The following is an 11,228-nucleotide window of genomic DNA, read 5'->3' as shown; positions in this document are numbered from 1 at the left end:
GGTCTGGGGCGCGGGTCAGGGGATCGGCACGGTGCGCGAGGTCACGCCGGCGGCGGAACTGGTCGCCCGGCTCGCGCAGGACTACGCCGCGGCGCGGGCTGAGCTGGCCGGGGTGCTGGCGCGCTGGCCGGTCTGACCCGGACGCAGCCGACGCCGCGCCCGGGCGCCCTCCCCGAAGTCTCCCGACGACGACGGAGCAGGCCGGCGCCCTCTGCCATCATCTTGGTCCAAATACTCCGGGGGTTCGGGGGCAGCGCCCCCGAAACCGCACGCAGTGCAAGGGATCCTGCGCGCGCACGCGCGCACCTCCGGATGCGCGGCGGCGCGGTCAGCCCGCCTGCCAACGCTCCAGGATGTAGCGCGCGCACATCAGGTCGAGATGCGCGCCGCCGCCGTTCTTGAAGAGCGTGATCTCGTCGTCAGAGCTGCGGCGGAAGGTCTCCGGCGGGTCGTAGTAGTCGGCGACGATGTCCTCGGCGCGGAAGGTGCCCGCCTCGACGGGGATCTTCAGCTCGCCGATGTGGCCGATGGTCGTGTCGCGGCTGTCCACGAAGACGCGGGCGCGGGCGAGCGCGCTGTCGTCGGCCTCGCGCATGTCGGGGCGGAAGGCGCCGATCAGGTCGATGTGCTGGCCCGGGCGCAGCCAGTCGCCCCGGATCAGCCGGTCTTTCGCCATGGTGGCGGCGGCGACGATGTCGGCGCCGCGCACCGCGGCCTCCAGGTCCTCGGCCACGGTCATGCCGGGAAAGTCCGCGGCCATCTCCTCGGCCCGCGCGCGGGAGCGGTTCCAAAGGGTGAAGCGGGCATCGGGGAAGGCCGCGCCGTAGGCGTCGCGGAGCGACCGGGCGACGGTGCCGGCGCCGACGATCAGGATCTCGCGGCTGTCCGGCCGGGCGAGCCGGCGCGCGGCGGTCAGGCTGTCGCCGGCGGTCTTCCACTTGGTGACGAGGTGGAAGTCCACGATCGCCTCCAGCAGGCCGGTGTCGTCGGCGTAGAGGCTCACGCCGCCGTTGACGCTGGGCAGGCCCTTCTCGCCGTTGCCGGGGAAGATCGTGGCCGATTTCACCGCGAGGCCCAGCCCGTCGATCCAGGCCGCGCGGGAGAGAAGGGTATCCCCGCCGCGGTAGAGGAAGCTGTCGGCGATCTCGGCCCGCGGCATCCGGTGCCCCGCCTCGAAGGCGTCGCAGAGCGCCAGCCAGTCGAGCCGCGCCTCGCCGGCCTCGAAGGGGATGACGGGAACGCTCATGCTGCCTCCCGTTCGTCGAGGAGGCCGGCCGCGACGAGGCGGCGCGCCCAGCCATCGGGGCCCGTGAAGTGATGCGTCTGCCAGCCGCGCGCCCCCGCCGCGGCGATGTTGTCGGCGCGGTCGTCGGTGAAGAGAAGCCGGTCGGGCGGGAGGCCGCAGTCGGCCTCGACCCGGGCATAGATCTCGGCATCGGGCTTGATGACGCCCATGTGCCCCGAGACGTAGGCGCGGTCGAAGGCGTCGAGGAAGGGGTAGTGCGCGCGCGCGACCTCGAAGCTGCCGATGCCGAAGTTGGTGAGCGCGAAGACCGGCACGCCGCGCGCCTGCAGCGCCCGCATCAGCGCCACGGATTTCGGGATCTCGGGTCGGGCGAGCTCGATCCAGCGGTCGTGCCAGAGGCGGATCTCCGCGTGGAACTCCGGGTGCGCCTCGGCAGTGGCATAAATGGTGTCGCGGAAGTCGGCGCCGCGGTCCACCTCGTCGTTCATGGCGTGCAGATCGACGGCCTCGAACATCGCACGGCGCCGCGCTTCGCCCACCTCGGCGTCGTAGAAGCGCTCGGGGCGCCATTCGATCAGCACGTTGCCGATGTCGAAGATCACCGCGTCGGGTCGCATGTCGCTCCTTTCGGTTGCCGCCGGGCAAGGCGCTTCCAAGCGCCTTGCAAACCCCTTGCAAGGGGTTTGCGCGCCACTCCGGCGTCAGGAAACGCCAGCGGCGCCGCGTTGTAAAGCCGCGCTAGCGCCGCGCCGCGCGGAGCGCGCGCTCCAGCGCGTCGAGGAAGCGCGAGCGGTCGGCCTTGGAGAAGGCGCGGCCGCCGCCCTGGCGGAAGGGATCGGCGGCGCGCAGGTCCGTCATCAGGTCGCGCATCGCCAGCGCCTCGCGCACGTTCGCCTCGGTCAGCGCCGCGCCGTCGGGCTTGAGCACCTGCGCGCCCGCCTCGACGCAGCGCGCGGCGAGCGGCATGTCGGCGGTCACCACCACGTCGCCCGGTCCCGCGCGTTCGGCGATCCAGAGGTCGGCGGCGTCGGGGCCTTCGGGCACCGTCACGACCTCCACCAGCGGATTCTCGGAGGGCCGCAGCCCGCCGTTGCTGACCAGAACCAGGGCCACGCGATGCCGGGTCGCCACCCGCTCGGCCTCGACCTTCACGGGGCAGGCGTCGGCATCGACGTAGACGGTCACGCGCCGAGCGCCTCGGCGTGGAAGGCGACGTGATCCTCCATGAAGCTCGCCACGAAGAAATAGCTGTGATCGTAGCCCCTTTGCAGCCGCAGGTGCCCCGGCTGCCGACGGGCCGCCATCGCCTCGCCCAGCGCCTCGGGCTTCAGCGTGTCGATGAACTGATCCGAGAGCCCCTGATCGATCAGCACCTCGCCGTCGAAGCCGCGCGCGCGCATCGCGAGCGTCGAATCATGCGCCGCCCAGGCGCCCTCGTCCGGGCCGAGGTAGGCCGCGAGCTGCTTGCGCCCCCACTCGGCCGAGGTCGGATGCGCGATGGGCGCGAAGGCGGAAACCGAGGCGTAGCGCCCCGGCAGCCCCATGGCGAGCGTCAGCGCGCCGTGACCGCCCATGGAATGCCCCGTGATCGCCTGGCGCTCCGGATCGACGGCGAACTGCGCGGCGAGCAGGCCGGGCAGTTCCTCGGCCACGTAGTCCCACATGCGGAAATGCGGCGCCCAGGGCGCCTCGGTCGCGTTCACGTAGAAGCCCGCGCCCTGCCCGAGGTCGTAGTGCGGATCGTCGGCGACGCCCTCGCCGCGCGGGCTCGTGTCCGGGAAGACGACGGCGATGCCGTGCCGCTCCGCCCAGCCCTGCGCGCCGGCCTTGATCATCGCGTTCTCGTGCGTGCAGGTCAGCCCCGAGAGATACCAGAGCACCGGCACCGGCCCGCGCGCGGCCTGCGGCGGCAGGTAGAGGCCGAAGGTCATGTCGCAGGAACAGGCCTCGGAGGCATGGGTATAGACCCCCTGCACGCCGCCGAAGGCGCGGTTTTCGGACACGGTCTGCATGGGCGGGCTCCTCAGCTGCGGTTGCGCGCCTCTCCTAGCAGCGCCGGGCGCGGGCGCAAACGGGCGGCGCTCAGCCCGGCAGCTGCGCGATGACGAAGGTCACCGTGAGGATGCTCGCCGCCGTGGAGAAGAGGATCGCCGCCGAGACGCGCTGCGGCGCGACGCCGTAGTGCTGCGCCAGCATGTAGACGTTGCCCGCCACCGGCAGCGCCGCCGCGGCGGTCACGACGCCGGCCTGATAGGGTTCGACGGGAAAGAGCACGAAGACCGCCAGCGCCACCGCCGCCGGGTGCAGCACGAGCTTGGCGAAACTCAACCACGCGGCGACCGAGACCCGCTCGGCCGATTTCGTCGCCAGCGAGGCGCCGATGGCGAAGAGCGCGCCGGGCGTCGCCGCCGCGCCGAGGAGCGCGAGGAAGGCGTCGGCAGGCTCCGGCAGCGGGTGGCCGAGCGCCGACCAAGCGAAGCCCAGCGAGATCGCCACGATCATCGGATTGCGCAGGAGCCCCATCCCCACCGTGCCGAGCACGCGCAGCGACATGCGCCCGTCCCGCGCGCCTGTGATCAGGATCACGATCAGGCTGGAAAAGACGATCAGATCCACGGCGAGCGCCATCATCACCGGCCCGATCGCCGCCGGCCCCAGCAGGAGCGTCAGCATCGGCACGCCCAGAAAGCCGGTGTTGCCGATCGCGGCGCATTGCGCCTCCACCGCCGCGGTCGGCGTGTCGAGCCCGCGCAGGAAGGCCACCAGCATCGCCAGCGCATAGACCAGAGCCGTCGCCCAGAGGTAGGCGCCCACGAGGTGCCAGTTCAGCACCTCCGCGAGGGAGAGGTTGGCCGCGAAGCGGAAGAGCATCGCCGAGAGCGCGAAGTAGAAGACGAACTTCGTGAGATGCGCGGTCGCCTCGGGTCCGAAGAACCGCGTCCGCCCGGCCCCGTAGCCGAGGCCGATCAGTGCGAAGAAGGGCAGCGTCTCGAGGAATATCGCCAGCATCGTGCCTGTCGGTAGGCGGGGCGGCGGCGGGGGTCAATCTGAAGGTCGCCGCGAGCGCGACGCCGCGTTTCCGCGTGACATGCCGGCCCGCCCGCGCCATGTCTTGGCCCGAAGAGGGAGGGACCATGGCTGAATATCCGCACCTGCTGCGCCCGCTCGACCTTGGCTTCACGACGTTGAAGAACCGGGTGATCATGGGCTCGATGCACACCAACCTCGAAGAGGTGGGGGACTGGAACCGCATCGCCGAGTTCTACGCCGAGCGCGCGCGCGGCGAGGTCGGGCTGATGGTGACGGGGGGCATGGCGCCCAACCGCGAGGGCGCGGTCTTCCCCGGCGCGGCGGGGCTTTTCTCGGACGAGGATATCGCCAACCACCGCATGGTGACGGACCGCGTGCACGCCGCGGGCGGCAAGATCGCCATGCAGATCCTGCACGCGGGCCGCTACGCCTATTCGAAGGACTGCGTCGCGCCCTCGCCGGTGAAGTCGCCGATTTCGCCCTTTCCGCCCACGGAGCTCGACGAGGCGGGCATCGAGAAGCAGATCGCGGATTTCGCCACCGCCGCGGCACGCGCGCGGGAGGCCGGCTACGACGGCGTCGAGATCATGGGCAGCGAGGGGTATTTCATCAACCAGTTCCTCGTCACCCACGTCAACAAGCGCACCGACGACTGGGGCGGATCCTACGAGAACCGGATGCGCCTGCCGGTGGAGATCCTGCGCCGGGTGCGGGCCGCGGTGGGCGACGACTTCATCGTCATCTACCGGCTCAGCATGATCGACCTCGTCCCCGAGGGCTCGACCCACGAGGAGGTCGTGCAACTGGCGAAGGCCGTGGAGGCCGAGGGCGCCAGCATCATCAACACCGGCATCGGCTGGCACGAGGCACGGGTGCCCACCATCGCCACCTCGGTGCCGCGGGCGGGCTTCGCCTGGGTCACCAAGCGGCTGATGGGCGAGGTCTCGGTGCCGCTCGTCACCTCGAACCGGATCAACACGCCGGAGGTCGCGGAAAAGGTGCTCTCCGAGGGCTGCGCCGACATGGTCAGCATGGCGCGCCCCTTCCTCGCCGATCCGCATTTCGTGAAGAAGGCGATGGAAAGCCGCTCGGGCGAGATTGCCCCCTGCATCGCCTGCAACCAGGCCTGCCTCGACCACACCTTCGAGCTCAAGGTGAGCTCCTGCCTCGTGAACCCGCGCGCCTGTTTCGAGACGGAGCTGGTGGTGGCGCCCGCCACGGCCGCGAAGCGCGTCGCCGTCGTGGGCGCGGGGCCCGCGGGGCTTTCGGCGGCGATCACGGCGGCCGAGCGCGGGCACGCCGTCACGCTCTTCGATGGCGACGAGACGATCGGCGGACAGCTCAACATGGCCCGCGTGATCCCCGGCAAGGAAGAGTTCGACGGCCTCGTGGACTGGTACCAGAGGATGGTGGAGGTGCACGACGTGACCCTGCGCCTCGGCCGGGCGGTCGGGGCAGACGACCTCGACGGCTTCGACGAGGTGATCGTCGCCACGGGCGTGATCCCCCGCGATCCGGGCATTCCCGGGCAGGAGGGGCCGACCGTCGTGAGCTACATCGACGTGCTGCGCGGTGCGGCCCCCGTGGGCGCGCGCGTCGCCATCGTGGGCGCCGGCGGCATCGGCTTCGACGTGGCGGAATTCCTCGTCCACGAGGGCGAAAGCCCGACCGAGAACCTCGCGCTCTGGCGCGAGGAATGGGGCGTGGGCGACCCGGCCGAGACGCGCGGCGGGCTGGCCGAGCCGCACCCCGAGCCGCCCGCGCGCAAGGTCACGCTCCTGCAGCGCAAGGCCGAGAAGCCGGGCAAGCGCCTCGGCAAGACGACGGGCTGGATCCACCGCATGAGCCTTCGGATGAAGGACGTCGAGATGGTCTCGGGCGTCAACTACGAGCGGATCGACGCCGAGGGCGTGCACGTCTCCTTCGGCGAGGCGCGCGAGCGGCCCAGGCTGATCGCGGCGGACACCGTGGTGCTCTGCGCCGGGCAGGAGAGCGAGCGCAGCCTCGCGGATGCGCTCGCCGCGCGGGGCGTCGCGGTGCATGTGATCGGCGGCGCCGACGTGGCCGCCGAACTCGACGCCAAGCGCGCCATCGACCAGGGCACGCGCCTTGCCGCGGCGCTCTGAGCGCCGCCGCCCGCGTTTCGGTGCGGGCGACACCCCGGCAGGCTCCCTCGTATTGTCGGCTCACCGTCGCAAAACCGCCTGAATTTCCAGCGACAGATCGGACCCAGACACGCAGGGCCGAGAGGTGAGGCATGGACAGGCTGACGGAGATGGAAGCATTCGCGACCGTGGTGGACCAGGGCGGGTTCACCGACGCCGCGAAAAAGCTCGGACTGTCCAAGTCCGCCATCTCGAAGCATGTCGCGAGCCTCGAGGCGCGGCTGGGCGCGCGGCTTCTCAACCGCACGACGCGGCGCGTCAGCCCGACGGAGATCGGGCTGGCCTATTACGACCGCGCGCGCCGCGTCCTGAACGACGCGGGCGAGGCCGACGCGCTGGTGACCTCGATGCAGTCCGCGCCCTCGGGGCTCCTGCGGATCTCGGTCGCCACGGATTTCGGCGTGAACCACCTTTCACCGATCCTGGGCGATTTCCTGCACGAGTTTCCGGACATCAGCATCAACATGGTGCTGAACAACCGCTACGTGGAGCTCATCTCGGAAGGGTTCGACATGGCGGTGCGCATCGGCGAGCTGCAGGATTCGAGCCTGCGCGCACGCAAGCTCGCCGAGACGGCCAAGCGCATGGTCGGCGCGCCCTCCTACTTCCAGCGTCACGGGCGGCCCACGCGGATCGACGACCTGAACGACCACAAGCTCCTGCATTACGCGAGCCCGTCCTCGGGCAGCGCGTGGCGCATCACCGCGCCCTCGGGCGAGAAACGGCAGGTCCGCACCGCCGGCTGCCTGAGCGTGAACGACGGGCAATCCCTGCTGAACGCCTGCGTCGCGGGGCTCGGGATCGCCTATCTTCCGTCTTTCCTCTACGCGCCCGCGATGGCGCAGGGGCAGGTCGTGGACGCGATCCCCGAGCTGCCGCTCGAGACGCAGGGCATCTACGCCGTCTACCCGCCGGGCCGCTTCACGCAGCCGAAGGTGCGCGCCTTCATCGACTTTCTGGCCCATGCCTTCGCCGGGAAGGGACCCAAGGACTGGTAGCCGCGTTTCCCTTGCGAGATCTCCCTCGACTTCGCCCCGGACCGACGACGGTCCGGGGCGTTTTTTCGTGCCGTGCCATCCTGCTCACTCGGCGGCGTCACACCCGTCGCCGGGGCGAAGCGCGCGCACCGCCTCATGTTGCGAGAGGAACACCCGCCCCGTCAGGTTGTCGAGGAAATGACTGCGCTCGAGCCGGTCCATCACCGGCCCCTTCACCTCCGACAGGTGCAGGCGGATGCCCATGCCGTCGAGCCGGGTGTTGATCGCCTCGAGGCTTTCGAGCGCGGACAGGTCCACCTCGTTGACCGCCGAGAACATCAGAACCACGTGGCGCACCTCATCCTCGCCCACGACGCGATCGTAGACGTAATCCTGCAGGAAGGCCGCGTTGGCGAAGTAGAGGCTCTCGTCTACCCTGAGCGTGACGACCGAGGGGTGCGTCTCGACCTTGTGGCGGCGGATATTGCGGAAGTGCTCGGTGCCCGGCACGCGGCCCACCTCGGCCACATGCGGGCGCGAGGTCTTGTAGAGGTGCAGCGCGATGGAGAGCGCCACGCCCGAGGCCACGCCGATCTCGACCCCGAAGCCCAGCGTCAGGAGGATCGTCGCCGAGACGGCGGCGAAGTCCACCTTCGAATAGGTCCAGGCGCGACGCACGACCGAGAAATCCACGAGGCTGAGCACCGCCACGATGATCGTCGCGGCGAGCGTCGCGGTGGGCAGGAAGAACAGGAGCGGCGTCAGCAGCATCGCCGCGACGAGGATTCCGACGGCGGTGAAGGCGCCCGCCGCCGGCGTCTCGGCGCCCGCGTCGAAGTTCACCACCGAACGCGCGAAGCCCCCCGTCACCGGGTAGCCGCCCGTCACCGAGGCCGCGATGTTCGAGGCGCCGAGGCCCACGAGTTCCTGGTCCGGAACGATGCGCTGGCGCTTCTTGGCGGCCAGCGTCTGCGCGACGGAGACCGATTCGACGAAGCCGATGACCGAGATCATCACCGCCGGCACGAAAAGCTGCATGACGAGCGCCGGATCGAGGCGCGGCGCGGTCAGCGGCGGCAGGCCCTGTGGCACGGTGCCCACGATGTCCACGCCCCGCTCGCCGAGGCCGAAGAGGAAGGCGGCGAGCGTGGTGACCACCACCGCCGCCACCGGCCCCGCCTTCGCAGCCAGATCGGCGGCGCGCGGCTTGAGCCCGAGGCGCGCGAGAAGGGGCTTCAGCCCCTTGCGCACCCAGAAGAGGAACGCCGTCGCCGCAACGCCGATCACCAGCGTATAGAAGTTCGTCTCCGGCAGATGCGTCCAGAGCGAGGAGAGGAGCGCGGGCAGCGTGTGGCCCGCCGCCTCGATCCCGAGGATGTGCTTGAGCTGCGAGGTGGCGATCAGGATGCCGGAGGCGGTGATGAAGCCCGCGATCACCGGGTGGCTCAGGAAGTTCGCGAGGAAGCCGAGGCGGAAGATCCCCAGCACCGTCAGGATCGCGCCCGAGAGGAAGGCGAGCGTGATCGCCGCGGCCGCATACTCGGCCGGATCCGTGATCCCGAGGTTCGAGATCGCCGCCGCCGTCATCAGGCTGATCACGGCCACCGGCCCCACGGCGAGCGCGCGCGAGGTGCCGAAGATCGCGTAGGCCACCAACGGCAGGATCGAGGCGTAAAGCCCCATCTCGGCCGGCAGTCCCGCGAGCAGCGCATAGGCCAGCGACTGCGGGATCAGCATGATGGTGACGATCACCGCCGCCACGAGGTCGGAGGTCAGCGTCTCGCGGTTGTAGGCGCGGGACCATTGCAGGATGGGCAGATGCCGCTCCAGCGCGGCGAGGCTCGGCAGGGACATGGGGGGCGCGCTCCCGTCGCGGGGGTCTCCGGCGTGGACCCTATATATTCCGAAAGAGGAATGAGTAAAGGGGGCGCATCCGCCGCTCACTCCCGCGCAAGGAGCACCACCTCGACCCGGCGGTTCGCCTCGCGTCCATCCTCTCCGAGGTTGCTCGCCACCGGCGCGAGGAAACCGGCACCCTCCGCGCTCAGCTGCGCGGGATCGACCCCGTGGCGCCGGGTCAGGCGGCGCATCACCGCCTCCGCCCGTTCGCGGGAGAGCGCGATGTTGCCCTCGAGCGGCCCCACCGCGTCCGTGTGACCCACGAGCACGACACGCCGCGCCGCGTCCTCGCGCAGGTAGGCCGCAAGATCCGCGAGGGCCGGATGGTCCTGCCCGGCAAGCTCCGCCGCGCCGCTCGCGAAGTCGAGGCCCCGGAGCGCGGCGTGCCCGCGGCGCTGGAGGGTCTCTGCGAGCGAGGCGTCCGCCGCCCCGCCGCCCTGCTCCGGCTGCGACTCGGCCTCGGCGGCGCCGGTCACCGACAGGGGCTCTGCCCCGCCGCTCGCCACATGCACCGCCTGCAGGTAGCCCGCCCCCTCCGACCGGCTCGCCAGCAACGTGACATGTTCCGCCGCGCCGTCCCCCTGCACCCGGAGCGCCGACAGGAAGCGGAAGCGCGTCAGGTCCACGTACATCGCCGGGGCCGGCAACACCTCGATCGCGAAGCGAAAGTCGAAACCGCCGCAGCTGCGGTCGCGGCAGTCGAAGACGATCTCGAATCCGTGCGTGCGCAGTTGCTCCCGGAGCGGCGCGATCAGTTGCAGCGTCGTCCGCGCCGGCCCCGCGACACGCCACGCGCGGCGGGTCACCGCGCCCTCGACCCGCGGCCCGGGCACGCCCTCTTCGGCGCGCCACGACCCGACGGGCACGAAATGGCTGTCGGGGGCGACGCTCTCGTCAGCGGTCGGGCGCGCCCCCGCGGGCAGCTCGAGCATCGCCGCGGTGGCCGGGAGGCCCGCGCAGGCGATCAGCAGAGCGGCGAGCGCGCCCTCAGCGCGCCTGCGCGTGGTAGGCATCGTTGGGGGTCATCGCCGTCGCGCTCGCCACCCGGTTCGTCATGTTGAAGAAGCCCGCGACCGACGCGATGTCCCAGATGTCGCGGTCGGAAAAGCCCACGCTGCGCAGCGCTTCGCGGTCGAGCTCGGTAATCTCGGCGCTCGCCTTGGTCACCTTTTCGGCGAAGGTCAGCATCGCGGTCTGCCGCGCGTCGAGCTCGGCCACGCGCCAGTTCATCACCATCATCTCGCCCAGCCTGGGATCGCCCGAAAGCTGGCGCACCGCCGCGCCATGCGCCGTCAGGCAGTAATAGCAGCGGTTCACCGCCGAGACGACGACCGCGATCATTTCCCGCTCGAGCTTGGAGAGCCCCGAGTCGCCCAGCATCAGGTCGTTGTACATCGCCGTGAAGGCGTTGAGCTTCTCGACGTCGAAGGCATAGGCGCGCAGGACGTTCGGCACCATGCCGAGCTTCTCCTCGCAGACCTCGAAGTATTTCCGCGTCGCCTCGGGCAGCGGATCGACGGGGGGCAGGTCCAGCGCGGTCGGTCTGTCGTCCATCTGTCAGCGCCCCTCCACGGGCTTGATGCGGTAGTGATAGGTCCCAGCCTGCCGCATCCCGAGCGTCTCATAAAGCCCGGTGGCGGCGGCGTTGTCGCGCGTGGCGATCGCGGCGATCTCGCGCGCGTCCTGCGCTTCGGCCCAGAGGGCGGCGCCGCGCATGAACCACTGCGCTGCGCCCTGCCGCCGCTCGCGCGGGACGACGACGAGCGCATGCACCATCGCCACGCCATCCTGCACGGCGACGAAGCCGGTGCCGGCCGGGTGGTCGTTCTGCCGCGCGAGCAGTCCGGTCTTGGGGGGCGGCGCGCGCTCCATCACCGCCTGCCGGGCGGGGCCCACGCCGTGCTCGGCCCA

General features: G+C 70.9%; 11 protein-coding genes. 2 read left to right on the top strand and 9 right to left on the bottom strand.

Annotated elements, in window-relative coordinates; translation table 11 throughout:
- Positions 1–328 precede the first annotated feature (328 nt).
- The 5 genes from ACESL7_RS07750 to ACESL7_RS07730 form a co-directional block, all read right to left on the bottom strand.
- Positions 329–1,246 carry an ornithine cyclodeaminase family protein gene (locus ACESL7_RS07750; protein ID WP_372892741.1) on the bottom strand — a complete coding sequence of 306 codons (918 nt, stop codon included), beginning with the start codon at positions 1,244–1,246 and terminating at the stop codon, positions 329–331.
- Positions 1,243–1,863, bottom strand: a complete 621-nt coding sequence (locus ACESL7_RS07745; protein ID WP_372892740.1) for an HAD family hydrolase — start codon at positions 1,861–1,863, stop codon at positions 1,243–1,245. Before ACESL7_RS07745 ends, ACESL7_RS07750 begins: the two co-directional genes overlap by 4 nt.
- Positions 1,864–1,984: 121 nt before the next feature.
- Positions 1,985–2,431, bottom strand: a complete 447-nt coding sequence (locus ACESL7_RS07740; protein WP_372892739.1) for a YaiI/YqxD family protein — start codon at positions 2,429–2,431, stop codon at positions 1,985–1,987.
- Entirely contained in the window at positions 2,428–3,258 is an 831-nt protein-coding gene (gene fghA, locus ACESL7_RS07735; protein WP_372892738.1) for an S-formylglutathione hydrolase, read from the bottom strand. The genes ACESL7_RS07740 and fghA overlap by 4 nt, the downstream gene beginning before the upstream one ends.
- 70 nt (positions 3,259–3,328) lie before the next feature.
- The gene (locus ACESL7_RS07730) at positions 3,329–4,255 is read right to left on the bottom strand and encodes an AEC family transporter (protein ID WP_372892737.1); all 927 of its coding nucleotides are present in this window, start codon (positions 4,253–4,255) and stop codon (positions 3,329–3,331) included.
- 125 nt (positions 4,256–4,380) lie between these two features.
- Between ACESL7_RS07730 and ACESL7_RS07725 the strand changes: the two genes are divergently transcribed.
- Both ACESL7_RS07725 and ACESL7_RS07720 read left to right on the top strand, forming a co-directional pair.
- Positions 4,381–6,402, top strand: coding sequence for an oxidoreductase (locus ACESL7_RS07725; RefSeq protein ID WP_372892736.1), 2,022 nt, complete (start codon positions 4,381–4,383; stop codon positions 6,400–6,402).
- Positions 6,403–6,533: 131 nt separating this feature from the next.
- Positions 6,534–7,439 carry a LysR family transcriptional regulator gene (locus ACESL7_RS07720; protein WP_372892735.1) on the top strand — a complete coding sequence of 302 codons (906 nt, stop codon included), beginning with the start codon at positions 6,534–6,536 and terminating at the stop codon, positions 7,437–7,439.
- Positions 7,440–7,523: 84 nt separating this feature from the next.
- Here ACESL7_RS07720 and ACESL7_RS07715 read toward each other — a convergent pair whose 3' ends face one another.
- The 4 genes from ACESL7_RS07715 to ACESL7_RS07700 form a co-directional block, all read right to left on the bottom strand.
- Positions 7,524–9,272 (bottom strand): SulP family inorganic anion transporter, encoded by a 1,749-nt coding sequence (locus ACESL7_RS07715; protein WP_372892734.1) that lies wholly within the window; start codon positions 9,270–9,272, stop codon positions 7,524–7,526.
- 86 nt (positions 9,273–9,358) lie between these two features.
- On the bottom strand, positions 9,359–10,330 hold the full coding sequence (locus ACESL7_RS07710) for an OmpA family protein (RefSeq protein WP_372892733.1): 972 nt from the start codon (positions 10,328–10,330) through the stop codon (positions 9,359–9,361).
- On the bottom strand, positions 10,305–10,871 hold the full coding sequence (locus ACESL7_RS07705) for a peroxidase-related enzyme (protein ID WP_372892732.1): 567 nt from the start codon (positions 10,869–10,871) through the stop codon (positions 10,305–10,307). The genes ACESL7_RS07710 and ACESL7_RS07705 overlap by 26 nt, the downstream gene beginning before the upstream one ends.
- Positions 10,872–10,874: 3 nt before the next feature.
- Positions 10,875–11,228: GNAT family N-acetyltransferase (locus tag ACESL7_RS07700; protein ID WP_372892731.1), on the bottom strand; the 354-nt coding region annotated here is incomplete at its 5' end.

Origin of the sequence: Rhodosalinus sp., from assembly GCF_041685465.1 — a bacterium.
Classification (GTDB): Bacteria; Pseudomonadota; Alphaproteobacteria; order Rhodobacterales; family Rhodobacteraceae; genus Rhodosalinus.
This window is presented reverse-complemented; position numbering and strand designations above follow the sequence as displayed.

Bases quoted from the DNA above. Each gene is read 5' to 3' on its own strand.
- ACESL7_RS07750 (WP_372892741.1), bottom strand. From the start codon at position 1,246: ATGAGCGTTCCCGTCATCCCCTTCGAGGCCGGCGAGGCGCGGCTCGAC.
- ACESL7_RS07745 (WP_372892740.1), bottom strand. From the start codon at position 1,863: ATGCGACCCGACGCGGTGATCTTCGACATCGGCAACGTGCTGATCGAA.
- fghA (WP_372892738.1), bottom strand. From the start codon at position 3,258: ATGCAGACCGTGTCCGAAAACCGCGCCTTCGGCGGCGTGCAGGGGGTC.
- ACESL7_RS07730 (WP_372892737.1), bottom strand. From the start codon at position 4,255: ATGCTGGCGATATTCCTCGAGACGCTGCCCTTCTTCGCACTGATCGGC.
- ACESL7_RS07725 (WP_372892736.1), top strand. From the start codon at position 4,381: ATGGCTGAATATCCGCACCTGCTGCGCCCGCTCGACCTTGGCTTCACG.
- ACESL7_RS07720 (WP_372892735.1), top strand. From the start codon at position 6,534: ATGGACAGGCTGACGGAGATGGAAGCATTCGCGACCGTGGTGGACCAG.
- ACESL7_RS07715 (WP_372892734.1), bottom strand. From the start codon at position 9,272: ATGTCCCTGCCGAGCCTCGCCGCGCTGGAGCGGCATCTGCCCATCCTG.
- ACESL7_RS07710 (WP_372892733.1), bottom strand. From the start codon at position 10,330: ATGCCTACCACGCGCAGGCGCGCTGAGGGCGCGCTCGCCGCTCTGCTG.
- ACESL7_RS07705 (WP_372892732.1), bottom strand. From the start codon at position 10,871: ATGGACGACAGACCGACCGCGCTGGACCTGCCCCCCGTCGATCCGCTG.